Below are 18415 nucleotides of genomic sequence, written 5' to 3' on the forward strand. Positions count from 1 at the left end.
AATCTTCACCAGCCTATTATTTATGCATCAAATCCAGTAAAACCTTCTCATAATTATCCAAAATAATCTCTTTCGAAAACCTCGATTTTATAGAATTTTTTATGGTATCATGATCGTAAGACCGATGCAGAATCTGCATAATTTTTTGTGAAAAATCTTCGTGATTTTCAATATCAGAAATTTCGCCATTGGTTTCGTGCTGAATGATTTCATTGATTCCGCCAGGACAGTTATTGGCTAAAGAATACGTTCCGCAGGCTCCTGCTTCCAATAGAACATTGGGAAAACCTTCGTAACGTGACGACAGAATAAACAGATCGGCATACTTCAAAAACTCGTAGGGATTCTCCTGCTTTCCGTGAAAAAACACATTTTTTAGGCCCAGAAAATCTTTCATTTGGTGAAGAATCTCACGGTCTTTGCCGTCACCTAAAATGTGTAACAAAATTTTTTCATTTTTTAATCTTGAAAAAACTTTCAGCAAATTATCAAACCCTTTTCTGGCCGAAAGATTTCCTATGGCAACAACGTTTTTATAGTTTAGTTTAAAACTTTCGGGCTTATGCGAAACCTGTAATTTGCTTTCAATAAAATCAAAATCAACAGGATTATTGATCTTAACAATTTTCGAACGGTTGACTTTAAAATTCTTGACCAGATCGTGCATCATATCATCACTCTGTGCGATAATCTGCTGGTAATTATTGTAAAAGTGGTAGAAAAATTTAATTTCCTTTTTGGTCACATGTTGCGAGACAACATTGGTTTCTCTCGCAATGAATTTTGTTTTCGGAAAAAGTTTGATAAACATAGACAGATACGCATTCACCTCTCCATATCCAGAAAAAACAATATCCGGTTTTCGGCGGTAAATTTCTTTAAGAATTGGCTTTAAAGAGTGACGAATCCTTTCGGTATTGATATCGATAATTTCGACATCTTTTTTCAGAATATTCAGGTAGCCGCCTTCTTTGCGTAAAAGTAAAATCTTCGGTTCAAATCGATCTCTGGAGAGATGATTTGCAATGGTAGTAACGATTCTTTCTGCACCTCCGGTCTCAAGATCCGGCAGAATAAATATGACAGAAATCTTTTTCATGAGTATAAAAAATGCTAAAGTTTTCCTTTAGCAATAGTAATTATTTTTTATTTTCTTCCTTGTAAAAACCATTCAATTAAAAAATTAAAAACATAAAATATCATAACATAACTACCCAATAAAAATAGAGCGAAATAAAGTGGATATTTTATATATTTCTTCATTCTTTAATTGGCAACATCGCTGATGAATTTTATTCTCAGCATTCTCACTTCTTCGTCAGACAGTTCATCGCCAAACTCATCCAACAGAACTTTCATGCTGTCGCTTTCAGATTCATTCATAAATTCCATGAACTCATCCACCATATCTTCGTCAAAATTTTCTTCGATGTAATAATCAATATTCAATTTAGTACCCTGATAAACAATACGTTCCATTTCTTTCAAAAGATCATTCATCGAAAGATTTTTGGCTCTGGCAATATCTTCAAGATCAATCTTTTTATCTGTACTCTGGATGATGAAAACTTTGTGACTGGATTTATTCGCCACATTTTTCAAAACCATATCCTGAGTACGCTCTATATTGTTTTCTTCTACATATTTTGCGATGAAATCTGCGAACTCTCTACCATATTTCTTGGCTTTACCCTCACCTACGCCGTAAATTTTTGCGATTTCTTCCACAGTTACCGGATACTGAACAGTCATATCTTCCAGACTTGGCTCCATAAAAACCGTATACGGTGGAATTCCGTGCTTTTTGGCGACTTTTTTCTGGAGATCTTTCAACAATGCGAAAAGATTCTGGTCTAAACCACCAGCCGACTGCTGCTGAACCTGATCACTTTCTGCTTTCGTCTGTGAAAGATCAAATTCGCGATCTTCAGCTATCATAAAAGACTGGTTTAACCCTTCTTCAAAAACAGCTTTTCCTTTTTCAGAAATCTTTAGAACACCGTAAGTTTCAATATCTTTCTGAAGGAAATTCTGAACCGTAGCCTGTCTGATAATGGTTTTCCAGTAATTTTCATTTTCTGATTTTCCGAAACCAAAATGCGGAGTCTGCTCTAATTTATAAGATTTGGTAACAGCATTTTCTTTGCCTACAATCGTAGATATTAAGTCTTTAGATTTGAATTTTTCGCCCGTATCTTTGATAAGTTGCAGTACTTTTTTCAGATCCTCGCTACCGTCTTTGAGCTTGGGCGGATTTGAAGCATTGTCGCACATTTTTGCTCCGTCACCCGTCTTAGGATCGAATGTTTCACCGAAATAATAAAGAATATACTGCCTTCTGCTCATCGATGTTTCAGCGTAACCCACCACTTCGTTAAGCAATTGCAAACCTATTTCTCTTTCAGAAACAGGTTTCTGTGCTAAAAATTTCTCCAGTTTTTCGATATCTTTCGGGTCGTAGAAAGCAAGGCAATATCCTTCGCCACCGTCTCGTCCGGCTCTACCCGTTTCCTGATAGTAGCTTTCAAGAGATTTCGGGAAATCGTAGTGAATTACAAAACGTACATCCGGTTTATCAATTCCCATCCCGAATGCGATTGTTGCGACAATTACGTCTACATCTTCCATCAGAAATTTATCCTGATTGGCAACCCTTACTTTTTGATCCAGGCCGGCATGATAAGGAAGCGCGTTAATACCGTTCACCTGAAGCAGCTGTGCAAATTCCTCCACTTTTCTTCGGCTGAGACAGTAGATAATTCCCGATTTACCCTTCCGTTGATTGATAAATTTTACAATTTCTTTATCTACATTCACCTTTGGGCGAACTTCATAATAAAGATTCGGTCTGTTGAAACTTTCTTTGTAGACGATTGCGGAAGTCATCCCCAAAGTTTTCTGGATATCATCCTGCACTTTTGGAGTTGCCGTAGCGGTAAGAGCAATAACGGGAACATCTGCAATTTTATCGATAATTGATTTTAAATTACGGTATTCCGGTCGGAAATCATGCCCCCATTCTGAAATACAGTGAGCCTCGTCTATTGCAACAAAAGAAATTTTCACTTCTTTAAAGAATTCTAAGTAATCTTCTTTTATCAAAGACTCCGGTGCCACGTAAAGCAGCTTTGTACGGCCTGCTTTTATATCATCAAAAACTTTTTTAGTCTGGGTTTTGTTCAGTGACGAGTTTAAAACGTGGGCTACCCCTTCATCTGACGAGAGCCCGTTTATGGCATCCACCTGATTCTTCATCAGTGCGATCAATGGCGAAACCACGATAGCCGTACCTTCAGAAATTAATGCAGGAAGCTGATAGCAAAGCGATTTACCACCACCTGTAGGCATGAGGACGAAAACATCTTTCCCGTCTAAAAGGTTTTCTATGATCTGCTCCTGCTGACCTTTGAAAGTAGAAAACCCAAAATATTTTTTTAACTCGCCCGATATATTGGCTTTTTTTGCGCTCATCTAATTTTGTATTGCTAAATTTGCATCTATCCCAAAGTTATAAAAATTTTAGCTAAAATAAAAGCTAACCAATTTTTAAGATCATATTTATAGTTAATATAAATTGAGTGGGAAACTTATTTTCATCTGAAATTTACAACTAAAAATGCATACAACCGATATTATTTCGATCGCAAAAAAAACACTTGATATTGAGATTTCTGAGCTTGAAAAATTAAAAAACAGACTTAATGACGATTTTGTAAAAGCAGTAGAACTTATTCATTCGGCAACCGGAAAACTCATCGTTGTAGGGATTGGAAAATCTGCGCATGTTGCCACCAAAATGGTTGCAACATTGAATTCTACAGGCACACCGTCGCAGTTTCTGCATGCTTCAGAGGCTATCCACGGTGATTTGGGGGTGATTCAGAAGCAGGATGTTGTACTTTGTATTTCAAATTCCGGAAATTCTCCGGAAATTGTAAGTTTAGTTCCCTATTTAAAAGAATATTCTTCTTCCCTTATTGGTATGACGGGAAATAAAAGCAGTAAACTTGCTGAGTTTTCAGATATTATTCTTGATACACACGTTGATGTAGAAGCCTGCCCTATCAAACTTGCTCCGACGAGCTCCACCACGGTACAAATGGCTTTGGGAGACGCTTTAGCGGTGAGTTTAATGGAACTGAAAGATTTTAAAGCGAATGATTTTGCCAAATTTCATCCCGGTGGCAGTTTGGGTAAAAATTTAATTTCAAAAGTGGATGATTTTGTTTCATCCCAAAAACCACAGGTGTCTGAAAATGACAGTGTGAAAGAGGTAATTATTTCTATAAGCAGCTCCAGACACGGAATTACTGTTGTCACAGACAATGACAATATTATCGGAGTAATTACAGACGGAGATTTACGGAGAATGTTGATGAACGGTATTAATATCTCCGATGTTTCTGCTAAGGATATTATGTCTTTCAACCCTAAAACCGTGGAAAGAAATTCTCTTGCCAAAGACGCGATGAAAATCCTGAAAGATAACAACATCGGTCAGCTTGTTGTTACCGAAAACGGAAAATATTTCGGAATTATAGATTTGCATAAATTGTTGGACGAGGGAATTAATTAGATGGAACAGCCATTTTTTTCAATCAGCAATTATAAAATTTCTGAGCAGGACTATTTGACTTATCTTCTTTATGATTCTTCGAAAAGCAAAAAAGCGATGACTGCTAAAGTGATTAACAATATTCTTTTTGTTATTATCATGCTTTCTATATTGATTTATGGAAATAGAGAAGGCTTTAATATTGAATTTACTATCATTTTTTCTCCTTTAGCAATTACAATGTTTTTTGTTAGAAGGATAATGGGGAGAAATCTCTATCATAAAAAACTAGAAACTTACGTTAAGAAAAACATCAAAAGAAGAAATAACCAAAATTCTGACCTTCTATTTTTTGAAAAACACATAGTAGTTTCTGAAAAGGCTTCTGAACACAAATTTTTTTTTAACGGCATAAAAGAAATCACTGAAATTAAAGATATTTTATTTATTAAAGTTTTAGAAAACAATGTTTTAATAATAAATAAAATGACAACACAAAACATTAATATTTTACAGAAATTTTTAAACGGTATATCTGCTGAGAACAACATTTCTTACTCTCTAGATTTAGAATGGAAATGGAATTAAAAACTTGTGAAATTCTGAACAATTTATCATAATTTCGTAACTAAATATTTTTTTTAATGAGCGAAGGTAAAGACATGTCTTTCTGGGGACATATTGGCGAGCTGAGAGGGCATCTCATCCGATCAATAATAGCGATTATCATCGCAGCATTTGTAATAGGCTATAACATTGAATGGGTGATGGATCATATTTTTTTCGGTCCTACCAGAAATGATTTTCCTACTTTCAAGGCGGCCAATTATTTTTCCCGGATGATTCTGGGTGAAGACAGCATACATCTGCCAAAAGATTTCCCTGTACGTGTGCAGAGACTTTATCAGCAGTTTAATGTGATGATTGCAGTTTCTATGTTTGGGGGCGTGGTGATTGCGTTTCCTTATATTGTCTGGGAGCTTTGGAGATTCATTGGCCCGGCTTTACATCCTAATGAAAGAAAAAACTCAATATTCATCATCAATGCAGTGTGGATGCTTTTTCTGTCTGGTGTTCTCTGCGGTTACTTTTTAATTTTACCTTTCGCAGTCAACTTTGGGGTGATTTTCAAAATTTCAAATATCATCATTCCGCTGTATGATTTGAGCGATTACACCACACTTTTTCTGCAGGTTGTTTTAGGAATGGGCGTTGTATTTTTATTTCCAATTTTAATTTACTTCTTAACTTCCATAGGAATTTTAACACCTATGTTTATGCGTACCTACCGTCGCCATGCCATTGTTCTGATTATGGTGGTTGCCGCAATTATTACCCCTGCAGACGTCTTGAGTATGATGATGGCAGCACTTCCACTGCTTGCTTTGTATGAATTCAGCATTATTGCATCCGGTTACACTTATAAAAAAGTTCAGAAGGCAAATGCCGGTCTTACCAAAGAAAGCTAAACTGTATTTAATTAAAGAATCAGGCAGTTTTAAGTAATTAAAGCTGCTTTTTTATGTTAATAATTGAAAAACACTGTCACAAGTCATATCTTTTTGCGACTAAACAAAAATTAATTCTCTATTTTTGAAATATACATCACCTATGAAAAAAATCACTTTCTCGCTGCTTTTTGCTTCATCACTGGCTTTCGGGCAGTTTTTTGAGCATGGTAAAACTTTCACCAAAGAGGATACACTGAAGGGTTCAGATACCAAATTCAGGAATTTTTGGGATGTTAAAAGGTATGACCTTTCCGTAGAACCGGATTTTGAATCAAAAAGTATTAAAGGCAACAATAAAATCAGTTTTGAAATCACAAAAGATGTTGTGAATCCTGTATTTCAAATCGATTTGCAAAAGCCGATGAAAGCTGTTAAAATTGAATGCAGTTTCCCCACTTTAGATGGTTTTAAACAGGATGGAGATTTCATTTTTATTTCTGCCAAAAAGAATTTTAAAAAAGGAGAAAAATTTACCATTGATGTTACCTACTCCGGGAATCCTACGATTGCGAGACGTGCTCCATGGGACGGTGGCTGGGTTTTCACAAAAGATGAAAAAGGAAACCCATGGATGAGTGTTGCTGATGAAGGAATTGGTGCTTCGGTCTGGCTTCCAACGAAAGATATCTGGAGCGATGAGCCTGATCAGGGAATTACTATGAAAATTATTACACCAGTGGGTTTGGTAGGTATCGGAAACGGAAGACTTATAAAAGAGGAAGTGAGTATCGGAAATACCATTGCGGATAACAGGAATGTATTCACCTGGGAGGTGAAAAACCCCATCAATGCCTACTCTATCATACCAAACATCGGGAAATATGTAAATTATAAAGACACTTACAACGGCGAAAAAGGTAAGCTTGATTTAGATTATTGGGTGATTGATTATAATTTAGATAAAGCCAAAAAACAGTTTCAGCAGGTACAGCCGATGATGAAAGCATTTGAATTCTGGTTTGGGCCGTATCCTTTTTACGAAGATTCTTACAAACTGGTAGAATCTCCATACCTGGGAATGGAACACCAAAGTAATGTAGCCTACGGAAATAAATTTGAAAATGGATATCTTGGAAGTGATCTGTCCGGAACCGGGGTTGGTTTAAACTGGGATTATATTATCATCCACGAAAGTGGTCACGAGTGGTTTGCCAACAATATCACAGCGAAAGATCAGGCAGATATGTGGGTTCATGAAGGTTTTACAATGTATTCTGAAGTGCTTTTTACTGAAAAATATATGGATAAAAAGTCTGCAGATTTATATGCTCAGGGAGTTCAGCGTTCGATCAGCAACGATGTGCCGATTATTGGGAAATACGGTGTGAGAAATGAAGGCAGCGGCGATATGTACCCAAAAGGTGCGAGTATGCTTCACACGATCCGTCAGGTGATTGATAATGATGAGAAATTCAGACAGATTTTACGCGGTTTAAATAAAGATTTTTACCACCAAACCGTAACTACAGAACAGATTGAAAAATACATTTCTGATAAATCGGGAATTGATTTTTCGTCGGTTTTTAATCAATATTTGAGAACTACAGACGTTCCGGTTCTGGAATATTCTCAAAAAGGAAATGAACTGAAATTCAAATACAGCAAAGTCGTTAAAAATTTTAAACTTCCTTTAAAAGTGAATGGTGAATGGATAAAACCTACGGAAGAATGGCAGACTGTGAAGTTGAAAAATGATGGTGCAGTAGAGTTTAATAAAAATAATTACGTAAGATATCAAAAGGTGAATTAGGTTGAGGCTGAGGCTGAAAATATTGGAAAAGCAAAATCGAACGTTCGGTTTTGCTTTTTTTACATCCTTTTTTGTAACAAAACTCACTTTCCGGCAACTATTTAAGCAAATATAATCAACATGAAAAAAATTGCAGTAAGCTTAGGACTTTTATCCGCAGTAGCATTTAGTGCACAGTCTGTAAAGACGCAAATCGACCTTGTTAATATTAAAGACGATAAAGTAAATGTAAGCCTTGAATTTCCAAAAATGAAATCGGGTGACGTGAAATTCCACTTTCCTAAAACAGTTCCGGGAACATATTCAACAGACGATTACGGAAGATTTATTGAAGGAATAAAATTTCTCGACAATAAAGGAAAAGAATTGACTTTTACGAAAGTGAATGACAATTCATACACCTTAAAAAATGCACAGAATTTAACTAAAGTTACATATTGGGTAAACGACAGTTTCGATGATGAAATGGATAATACCAAACACAAAGCAGTTTTTTCTCCGTCAGGAACTGATATCGAAGAAGGAAAAATCTATCTTATTAACACCCACGGTTTCGTTGGTTACATTGAAAATATGCAGGATGTGCCCTATCAGTTAACCGTAAGAAAACCGAAAGATTTCTACGGAACAACAGCATTAACAGATCAGGATAAGTCTGAAGATACAGATACTTTTACTTTAGCAAATTATGCTAAACTCACCGACTCGCCGCTGATGTACACCAAACCGGATTACATAACCTTCAACGCAGGCGGAATGGAACTGGTTTTAGGTGTTTATTCTCCTAGAGGAAAATATAAAGCTGCTGATTTTAAAGAAAATTTAGAAAAAATGGTTGTTGCCCAGAAGAAATTCTTAGGCGATATGAATACCAATAAAAAGTACGCAATCATGCTTTATCTTGCAGGTACAGACGGCCCTCAGATTAAAGGTTTCGGAGCTTTGGAACATCACGAATCTACCAGCGTTGTTTTACCGGAAATGATGCCGAAGGAAGCCATCGACCAAACCATTACGGACGTAGTTTCTCACGAATTTTTCCACACGGTTAATCCATTGAAAACACATTCTGAAGAAATTCATTACTTTGATTATGCAGACCCGAAAATGTCTCAGCATTTGTGGATGTATGAAGGGGGAACAGAATATTTTGCCAATCTTTTCCAGATCCAGGAAGGTTTGATTTCCAGAGATGAATTTTTGAAAAGAATGACTGATAAGATCACCAATTCTAAAAATTACAACGACACGATGCCGTTTACAGTGATGAGCAAAAACATCCTGAAAGACGAGTACAAAGACCAGTACAGAAACGTTTACGAAAAAGGTGCGTTGCTTGCGATGTGTCTTGATATTGAACTGAGAAAACTTTCCAATGGCGAAATAGGTTACCGTGATATGATCAGAAAACTGTCGCAGAGATTTGGTGAAAACAAACCTTTTAAAGATGACAAACTGATTGACGAACTGGTTGAAGTTACAGGCTATCCGCAGGTAAGAGATTTCTACAATAAATATATCGCAGGAAGTGAGGCCACACCTTACGAAAAATACTTAAAAGAAGTTGGTGTAGAGGTTCAAAAGCAGGATACTCCACCGATTTTCTGGTTTGTAAAAGACCCGAACCAAACGGGTTATAACGATAAAAACAATACCTTTATTTTTGACGAAAGTTCTGCCCTTTCTCCTTTTGCAAAATCTGTCGGATTTAAAATTACAGACGAAGTGGTGGCTTTAGACGGTAGAACAATCAACATCCAGAATGTTCAGGAATTTATTAATTATGCAAAAAGCGTAAAAGACGGACAGAATGTAACGGTAACTGTTCTGAGAACAGCCAACGGAAAATCTGAAAAAATGGATTTAAAAGGAAAAGCTATTCTAGATAAAATGACCATAGAAAATTTAGCTTTCAAAGCGAATCCAACTGCTGCCGAAAAGAAACTTCAGGATCAGTGGATTACAGGGAAGAAATAAAAGTTCTGAAAAAAATTAACCGCTTTGGCAACGTCCAAAATGCCAACCCGCTTTGAATTTGCCGCAACTCTCGGGTAACTTTGTAAGCCATAAAAAACAGCTCTTTCTGTTGAACGTAACATCTAATCCCATCAGGTTATTTGTTTTTTACTTCAACTTAAAGAACTGTTTTTTTTATTGTAAAAATCAGATAAGTCAATATCTTTTTTAAACTAATTTCTCGGCACATGCTAAAAACTTTTAGGATAAATTCTAAATTAAAACTAGAATTACTTCAACTTCATTCTTCCATTTTTAAATCTTTCGCTCGCTGTCTGATAATTGGCAATAGTTTCAGATATAAGATAGTTGTTTAGAGCATGAACCTCTGAAAGTGACTGGTCTGAAGGATTAACTTCAAACTGTCTGATTCTTTTGCGGTCGTCAATCTGCGTGAAAATATTATTTTTCAACATACCTAAAGTTCTGTAATTGCCTATAAATGCACGCTCATCTCCCACTTTTGTCTGGTTGATGTCTTTGCCGTAGAGTTCAGTATGGTAATTCCAGCCTAAATATCCGAACAACGTTGGCATCAGATCAATCTGCGAAGTCAGACGGCTGATTCTTTGACTGGGTTGTTTCAGATTATAGATTACGGCAGGAATGTGATGTTTGGCTATATTGATTTCCCATTTTCCTGCGCTGCTCGCGCAGTGATCTGCCACAATCACGAATACCGTATTTTTGAACCATGGTTTTGTTCTGGCATCTTTAATAAATTTCCCCAAGGCATAATCGGTATATTTCACTGCAGCATTTCTGTCTCCCTGCGCAAGATTAATTTTACCACCGGGAAAAGTGTACGGTTTGTGGTTTGAAGTCGTCATTACAAACTCAAAAAACGGCTTGTTTTCTTTTGAACTTTTGTCTGCATATTTTAAAGACTGGGTGTAAATATCCTCATCACAGATTCCCCAGGCATTTTCAAATGTAACTTCCTGATCTGCAATTTTAAATCTGTGAGTATGAATTTTGTCTGATAAAGGATTGCCTCTGTTGCGGTCAACAATATCAAAACCCTGACCTCCGAAAAAATTGTTCATATTGTCAAAATAACCGTCGCCGCCGTAGATAAAATAAGGGTGATAGTTTTTAGATTTCACAATAGATGAAACTGAAAACAGGTTGTCATTATCAGGTCTTCTCACAATACTGTTTCCGGGAGTAGGCGGCACGCAGAGTGTTAAAGCCTCCATCCCTCTCACGGTTCTTGTACCGGTGGCGTAAAGATTCGTAAAAAATATGCCTTCTTTAGAAAGTTCATCATAATTCGGGGTTAAATGATCTTTATTACCGAATTCGGAAAGAAAATCAGCACTGAAGCTTTCAATGGCAATAACGATGATGTTGGGACGCTGTTCCTTGCCGCCTTCTGTATTTCTTGATATATCATCACGTTGGGATTTTTCGTACTTTTGATTTTCCTGAAGCAGCGAAGCCTTCAAAACAGAATAAGCTTCTCTGTCTGAAATTTTCGGATAAAAAGTACTGTAATCGAGCTCATTAGACTGATATGCAGAGAGAAAAGAAAATGCCCCGTTTTTCCCGATTTCGTTCACCACAAGATTATTGCTAAAATCAGCCTGTTTGTTTTTCATTAAAAATCCAAGCACAGTGCCTGAAAGTATGATAATTACAGCAGGTGTGAATCGGGAAGAAATGGGTCTTTTATCTGAAAAAGTATTTTTAAAAATCTGTAATTTTTTAAAATAGAAAAAAGTTAAAATAATAACTGAAATTAAAACTACTGCAATCAGAGTAAGCGGATAAGACTGGTTGATATTCTCAACAACTTCGTAAGTGTAGATAAGATAATCAACTGCTATAAAATTAAATCTTACCCCAAATTCATCCCAAAACGGAATTTCTGCCATCAGACTGAAATAGATAATAATGAAAATGATCGTTACATAAAAGTATGTGAAAGCTTTGTCTGCAAGTGATCCTATCCATCTTTTTGGAAAAAGCAGAAGATAGAAAGCATAGAGAAACAAAAACATCAATCCCATGGCGAGGTCATACAGAAAACCTGTAATAAACGCTCTCAGAATATAAAAAGGATTTACTACCGCATCTGCAGATGACCACACTAAAAAGGAAATTCTGATCAGAAATGAAAGCCCCAGATAAAGACTTAAAATACTGAATAGCGCAGAAAATCTGGAATTAAAAAGAAATTTTGCAGCACGCACTGACTTTTTGAATATCATCACAAATTATTTGAGACGACAAGATTACACTTCAATTTAGAAGAAATTCTGAACTGTAAACGTGATGTGAATTTTTTTGAGCTACAACCTTACAGAAAAACAGTGATTTTGATCCGAAAAACGATATTCTGCATTCCAGTTCTGGGATTTTGCTATTTCTTTAATAATCGCAAGCCCAAGACCTGTCCCGCTGTTTGCAGAAGAAATTTTTGAGAACCTTTTAAATAAAAGATTTTCATCAAGCTTTTGGGAGCCGGAATTCATAACAGAAAAAACAGAATTTTCTAATACAACAGTAATTCGGCCTTTAGGCTCTGTATGTCTTATTGCATTTAAAATCAAATTATTAATTAAAATTTCTGCAAGAATTTTATTTCCTTTAACCCTTGTTTTTTCTATAACATTGATCTGTAAGGTAATATCTTTTTGATGGAAATGTTCGTCGAGATTTTCTACAATATTTTTTGTAAGCTCATCAAAGTAAAAACTTTCTGAGTAGTCAAACTGGCTGTTTTCAATCTTGGCAAGAAGCAGGAGGTTTTGGTTGATTCTCGCACTTCGGGAAAGCGCTTTGTACATATCTTCAGCGATATTATACTGTTTTTCTGTTAAATCTGAATTCTGCAGAAGAATATCAAGTTTATTTTTAAGGATGGCCAGAGGCGTCTGCAATTCATGGGAAGCATTTTCTGTAAATTCTTTCTGTGTTTTGTAAACAGATACGTTTTGGGCTATCAGTTTTTGCAGAGAATCATTCAGTTCCTGAAATTCTGTGGTGTCTGAAGGCTTAAACTCAATCTCTGAATGATTATTGAGGTTAAAATTTTTAAGCTGATCCAAAGTTTGACGGAAGGGCTGCCAGATTGATTTTGAGAGTTTTGTGTTTAATACGAACAAACCGCTCACAATTAGGAGAAAGAAGAATAAGGTGATTAATCCGATGATGGTTACAGTTCCTTCAATCTCTTCAATATTGGTCTCTATCGTAAAAAGATACGGCACATTTTTGATATAAATCACTTTTTCCAGGCAGCGGTAACGCTCAATTTTGGTATCTGAGGAAAATGGCTTGTACTTTTCGGTAGTGTAGATTTTAGTCTGCTGATGTTTGCTGCCACTGAGTTTTTGAATATTGGTTCCTGGCTGTATCTGGTTCCAGAGTGCAATGTTCCGATGCATTTCCTGGGAGGAAATAGACATCCGGTTAAATTCATAAGAAGTTTTTTCGGCTACAATTTGGTTATGCTCATCCAGTTCGTCCTGCCAGATGATATCCACCACAAAATAATAAACAGGAATACTGATTGTGAGCACAATCAATACAAAAATTAGGAAAGGTCTTGTGGTTTTGCTTAATAAGGGCTTCATTACACTTTACTGTTGACTCTCCCATTTATAACCCGTTCCATACACTGTTTTCAGATAATGATCACATCCCGCATCGTACAGTTTTTTCTTTAAATTTTTCACGTGTGCGTAAACAAAATCATGGTTTTCCAGCATATCTGCAAAATCTCCCGAAAGATGCTCTGCCAAAGTACTTTTTGATATTACACGGTTTTTATTACCTACGAAGTACACCAGTAAATCAAATTCTTTCCTGGTTAAAGCAATCAAACTGTTATTAACCGAAACCGTTTTTGCCAAAAGATCAATCTGAAGTTCGTTCTGAGCCACTACATTGGTACTGCTGAACTGTTTTCTTCTGATGATGGAATATATTCTCGCAGCCAGCTCAGAAAGGTGAAAAGGTTTTGTAAGATAATCGTCTGCACCTATTTCCAGACCTTTTATTTTATCGTCCAGAGCATTTTTTGCCGATATAATAATTACGCCGTCCTGCTTTTTCTGTTTTTTAAGTTCTTCCAGAATTTTTAATCCGTTTCCGTCCGGCAAAGTGATATCCAGCAATATGCAGTCGTAGTGGAAGACCTCAGTTTTATTCACAGCTTCCTGAAATGTTGAAGCAGATTCACAGAGGTAATGCTGCTCCGAAAGATATTCTGCAATACTTTTTGACAGCTCTTCTTCGTCTTCAATAATCAGGATTTTCATATTGCTAATTTAACCAATCATTTCTGAATTTTTCTGAATTTTTTCTGCACTTTCTGTTTTTCAAAATAAAAGTAATCAGGCATTTTTGTGATTTTAAAAATTTTCGGCTGATATGAGCAGGGATCAAATTATTCATTAAAATTAATTACAATCCACGGTTAATTTCCGAATGGATAAAAAAGCAAAAAAGTCATTCCCGATATTTAATAAGTCTTGAAGTCTTACCAATTTTGAGAATAACTTTTAAAATTGCATTTTAACATAAAATTTCTACACTGTCACTGCAAATCCGGTTCTATGGGATTATTGTTCTTTTTAAAACCTTCTTTGGCTTTCTTTTCCATTTCTCTGAAAACCTGGTTAGGATCTGAGATTTCCCTGCCGTCTGCGGTTTTTGTTTTGAAAACTACACGGTTATTCTCAGTATTTTTAAGCATCATTTCACGCATATTTTTGGTGGGATCATTTGTATAAGCCTTCCATACTTTTCTGAACTGGTCTTCAGAAACTTCAATATCTTTTCCGCCCATCCCGTAAACGCGCATATCACCGGGAAGATTTATTTCTTTGTCCTGCGTTGATGTATTAATTTTTTTATTTCCTACCAAAGTCATCACATGCGTTCCGGTGCTGTCTTCTATCTTTACAATCAGACCAGGCAAACCGTAAAATTTGTACGGTCCATCCTGAAAAGGTATGTCCTGCGTGAACCAGGCCGTCCATTCTCTTCCGCCAAAACTGGTGGTTGCCTTTTGAGCGGTGTACTCACCAATTTTCTGTTTTTCGTCAGAAATTTTCCATTCCGGTTTAGAATCTTCAGCAATTTTATACTGATCACTGGATACTTTGCGGAATAGTGAAGTTTTAAAATCCGGGTAGGATTTTGTTACTTTAAAAGAAACCTGACCAGGTTTGTCGCTTCGTTTAATATTAATACTTCCCGGCGTCATCTGGATTTGCTTTTCAATATCTGCCTTCATCGTAGAATCTGCAACAAATGCGGCATGGCTGTAGTAAGAAGATCCTTTTGAATCTATATCAAGAATCATCATTTCAGTTTTCACATCCGCTTTATCATTGATGTCAGAAACAAATTTGTAATCATAGAAAAAGCGGTTGGTCTGAGCCTGAGCAAATATCAATGTCAGAATAAAGCCCGAAGTTAGAAGTTTTTTCATTTTAAAATGGATTATTTCGTTTCAACGTATATTTTGCCTGAACTTTTTCCGTCGGTATTGTTTTTTGTAACATTTATACTTTTAATAGTTTGAGGATCTAATTTTTTAAATTCAAGTTCTGTAATCTCCTTGTTATTCAGGTAAAATTTCACATCTGAAGTACCGGAAATAGATAAACTTTTGTCTTTCGAAACAGAAATGCTCTCATTGGGAAAACTCATGGCTCTCACTCTACCGTTGATGGGAGGAAAAGGAGCTTCCATAACTCTTGAAGACCTTATTACCATTGGGTTTCTACCATCCAGCATTCTTCTTTCTGCTTCAATTTTTGCACGTTCGCCTTCAAGTTTAGCTCTTTTTGCATTCAGTTTTGCAGCCTCTTTTTCAAGTTTGGCTCTGCGTTTGGCGTTTTCTGGACTTTCTTTTTTCTCAATGAAAGCTTCGCTTCCCGGCATCCAGCTTGTATCTATATTTTCTCCGTTTTTATACATTTTTACTTTTGAACCTTTAGGAAAATCAATTGTATTTCCATTATGTCTGTAAATTTTCACATTGGTACCTTCAGGAAAACTCAGTTTTTCGCCGTCTATTTCGATTTTTGAAAGATCCGGCATTTCGATGTTCATTGTTTTAAGACGTTCAAGCTCGTTTTTCCAGCCTTCAGAATTAAATAACTTCATCATCTTCTCACTGTCCATATTCGGAATATGCAGGCTGAATTCGTTTGAGTTGACGGTTTTGCTGATCTCTCTAGAAAGCTTTTCAATCTCTTTAAGACTTGCTTTAAACTCTTCAGAATCTGGCTTAAACTCTTTTAATTTTTCAGATTCTTTTTCAATCTTTGAGCTGAGTACTTTCAATTCCTCTTTTGCCTTAACCTCTTTTCTAAGTCTTGGCGGAGCAATTTTTTCGTTAATAACTATCTTATTTTCCGGAACAATGGTGTCTTTTGTAATTTCTGAAACTGCTTTTTCAATTTCAATATTGCTTTGTTTGATTTGTTTGTTTTCAGCATTCACAAGATAAGCGAAAGCAACAGTGAAAACAATTGGCAAAGCCATTATTCTCCTGGCATAACCGAATTTTGTATTGGGTTTTTGTAACATCTGTAATCTTTTTTTGAGATTGGAATTAAGAAAAGGGCTCGCCGCCGGAAGTGCCGTCCCGGAAAAATGACTGGCCAGGAGCATCTGCGCAAATGCTTTGGTGTCTTTCTTCTCAACAGCCTTGTTGTCGGCAAGATATTCGTGTATTAAACTGATTTCTTTTTTAATAAGGTAAAAAAATGGATTGAACCAAAACATCGCAGTAATCACTTCAGCAAAAATTTTGTCTATGCTGTGTTTCTGCTCTATATGCACCATTTCGTGCTTTAAAATCTGCTTCCCAACATCAGAATCCAGGGTGATGGAATCTTTCCAAAACAGGTTTCGGAAGTAGGAAAAAGGTGCGTCTGTAAGGTCGGTCTGATAAAAGTTGATGCCTTTTATCTGTTCTTTTCTGAAGCTGCTTTTTAGTTTTTCTATTTTAAAAATCCCTGCGAGAATTTTAATTATAAAAAAGAGAGAAACCAAACCCAGAGCTGAAAAAATAATTCTAAAATAAATGTGGTCATTATTATTGTTTTTTGGAGTTTTAAAACTTTGCATCTGCTCAAACAGCAGATAAATACGGTCGCTCACTTCGATGGTAAAATCCTGAACTTTTAGCAGTGGCAGGAAGAGGGATATCAGCATGGCAGCCAAAAGATAAAACCGGTTGTAGTGATGAAACGTCTTGTCTTTTAAAGACAACTGATAATACAGATACATTACACCAGAGCACAGTAAAACTTTCAGAAGGTAGATGAAGAGATTTTCCATATCAGCTTTTGTTTTTAAGTTCGTTGAGAAGCATTTCCAGATCTTCTACGCTCATTTCGCTCTCTTCTACAAGAAAGGAAACGGCATTTTTATAAGAACCTTTAAAATAATTTTTCACCAGACTTTTCATCGTTTTACCGGAATACTGTTCTTTAGATATCAAAGCGAAATATTCGTGCTGCCTGCCAACCACGTTATAATCTACAAAATCTTTGTCTTTTAAAACCTTTAAAATCGTAGAGACAGTATTGGTATGCGGTTTCGGTTCAGGAAAAAGATCCAGCACATCTTTCAGGAAACCTTTTTCTATTTTCCAGAGATATTGCATGATCTGTTCTTCCGCTTTGGTAAGGTTCTGTATTTTCATTATAAATATTCAGTTGCGTATCACTAATTAATTAGTTATACAAATGTAGAAATTAAATTAAAGTGTACAACTATTTTTATAGTTATAAAGATTTAAAGAAATACAACTTATTGATTATCAATTATAAAATTTTAAATTTTAACACAATTTGATAACTTATTGAACTGATAAATCTTCACTGATAATTATTAAGATGCTTTAAATTCTTAAAACTTGTTAAAGTTTATTAAATAAAATGATGATGAAGTGATAAAAAATAAGAAAAAATATTTATTTTAGTGGTCTAAAAAAATTTTATGAAAAGATATACTATACTGGCTGTTATTTTAATGTGTACATCTTCTTTCACATTTGCGCAGTCATCGGTATTTGGATCGATTACAGAAGCAAAGTCAAAAATTGAAGCTACTGTGCCTGTTGTAATTGAATATTTGAAAAAAACGAGTGAGAAACAAGGTGATCAGACTGTTCTTACAAACGGAACCGAAGCTTTAAGACAGGAATACAATGCCGTTTCTCAGGAATTTGATCTTTATAAGGGAAATCTGGCAAGCTGCATCGTGAACAAGAAAAAGAAAGTTGCTACTAAATGTTTAAATTATCACACGCAGTATTTTAGAACTACTCTTACAAAATATGATAATTTCATCTCTTATCTTACTAAAAAGAATGGCTTTTTAGGCGTTGATGATGAAGAAGTGAAAAAAGATTTAAAACCTACAGAAATTGCTACCACAATTGATAAAGATTTTACGTCTGCTGCTGGTGCTACTGCCAACATGAAAGGAGTTGAAAAAACAAGATATTTTGAAAGTCTGAAATCAGATGATTTAAAATTAAAGCCTTTCAGTACTCTGGTCAACTAAAAAAATCAATCCGCTTCCCGAAGCGGATTTTTTTGTGACAAT

Annotated in this window: 14 protein-coding genes; 6 read left to right on the forward strand and 8 right to left on the reverse strand. The window is 35.7% G+C overall.

Annotated features, from left to right (window positions below):
* Positions 1 to 16 precede the first annotated feature (16 nt).
* On the reverse strand, positions 17 to 1099 hold the full coding sequence (locus ASG31_RS10560; protein WP_056031889.1) for a glycosyltransferase: 1083 nt from the start codon (positions 1097 to 1099) through the stop codon (positions 17 to 19).
* A 167-nt stretch (positions 1100 to 1266) separates the two neighbouring features.
* Positions 1267 to 3471 (reverse strand): DNA helicase RecQ, encoded by a 2205-nt coding sequence (recQ, locus tag ASG31_RS10565; RefSeq protein WP_056031892.1) that lies wholly within the window; start codon positions 3469 to 3471, stop codon positions 1267 to 1269.
* A gap of 145 nt (positions 3472 to 3616) precedes the next feature.
* On the opposite strand from recQ, the gene ASG31_RS10570 reads away from it, so the two are divergent.
* The 5 genes from ASG31_RS10570 (at position 3617) to ASG31_RS10590 (ending at position 9793) form a co-directional block, all read left to right on the forward strand.
* On the forward strand, positions 3617 to 4576 hold the full coding sequence (locus ASG31_RS10570; protein WP_056031895.1) for an SIS domain-containing protein: 960 nt from the start codon (positions 3617 to 3619) through the stop codon (positions 4574 to 4576).
* A complete protein-coding gene (locus ASG31_RS10575; RefSeq protein WP_056031897.1) occupies positions 4577 to 5143 on the forward strand; it encodes a hypothetical protein in 567 nt (188 codons plus the stop codon).
* 56 nt (positions 5144 to 5199) lie between these two features.
* A complete protein-coding gene (tatC, locus tag ASG31_RS10580) occupies positions 5200 to 6024 on the forward strand; it encodes a twin-arginine translocase subunit TatC (RefSeq protein ID WP_056031901.1) in 825 nt (274 codons plus the stop codon).
* A gap of 142 nt (positions 6025 to 6166) precedes the next feature.
* The gene (locus ASG31_RS10585; RefSeq protein WP_056031904.1) at positions 6167 to 7816 is read left to right on the forward strand and encodes a M1 family metallopeptidase; all 1650 of its coding nucleotides are present in this window, start codon (positions 6167 to 6169) and stop codon (positions 7814 to 7816) included.
* 120 nt (positions 7817 to 7936) lie between these two features.
* Positions 7937 to 9793 (forward strand): peptidase M61, encoded by a 1857-nt coding sequence (locus ASG31_RS10590; protein WP_056031907.1) that lies wholly within the window; start codon positions 7937 to 7939, stop codon positions 9791 to 9793.
* A gap of 269 nt (positions 9794 to 10062) precedes the next feature.
* On the opposite strand, the gene ASG31_RS10595 is transcribed toward ASG31_RS10590, so the two are convergent.
* From ASG31_RS10595 to ASG31_RS10620, 6 genes are all read right to left on the reverse strand, one after another.
* Positions 10063 to 12045, reverse strand: a complete 1983-nt coding sequence (locus ASG31_RS10595; RefSeq protein ID WP_056031910.1) for an LTA synthase family protein — start codon at positions 12043 to 12045, stop codon at positions 10063 to 10065.
* An 81-nt stretch (positions 12046 to 12126) separates the two neighbouring features.
* Complete coding sequence (locus ASG31_RS10600; RefSeq protein ID WP_056031913.1) at positions 12127 to 13413, reverse strand: sensor histidine kinase; 1287 nt, start codon at positions 13411 to 13413, stop codon at positions 12127 to 12129.
* A 6-nt stretch (positions 13414 to 13419) separates the two neighbouring features.
* The gene (locus tag ASG31_RS10605; protein ID WP_056031916.1) at positions 13420 to 14100 is read right to left on the reverse strand and encodes a response regulator transcription factor; all 681 of its coding nucleotides are present in this window, start codon (positions 14098 to 14100) and stop codon (positions 13420 to 13422) included.
* Between the two features lie 278 nt (positions 14101 to 14378).
* On the reverse strand, positions 14379 to 15278 hold the full coding sequence (locus ASG31_RS10610) for a GLPGLI family protein (protein WP_056031919.1): 900 nt from the start codon (positions 15276 to 15278) through the stop codon (positions 14379 to 14381).
* Positions 15279 to 15289: 11 nt separating this feature from the next.
* The gene (locus tag ASG31_RS10615; protein ID WP_056031921.1) at positions 15290 to 17140 is read right to left on the reverse strand and encodes a M56 family metallopeptidase; all 1851 of its coding nucleotides are present in this window, start codon (positions 17138 to 17140) and stop codon (positions 15290 to 15292) included.
* 1 nt (position 17141) lies between these two features.
* Positions 17142 to 17507 (reverse strand): BlaI/MecI/CopY family transcriptional regulator, encoded by a 366-nt coding sequence (locus ASG31_RS10620; RefSeq protein WP_056031924.1) that lies wholly within the window; start codon positions 17505 to 17507, stop codon positions 17142 to 17144.
* Positions 17508 to 17803: 296 nt separating this feature from the next.
* On the opposite strand from ASG31_RS10620, the gene ASG31_RS10625 reads away from it, so the two are divergent.
* Positions 17804 to 18373, forward strand: coding sequence for a hypothetical protein (locus tag ASG31_RS10625; protein ID WP_056031927.1), 570 nt, complete (start codon positions 17804 to 17806; stop codon positions 18371 to 18373).
* Positions 18374 to 18415 lie beyond the last annotated feature (42 nt).

The sequence above is a fragment of the Chryseobacterium sp. Leaf404 genome (assembly GCF_001424145.1).
Lineage (GTDB): Bacteria > Bacteroidota > Bacteroidia > Flavobacteriales > Weeksellaceae > Chryseobacterium.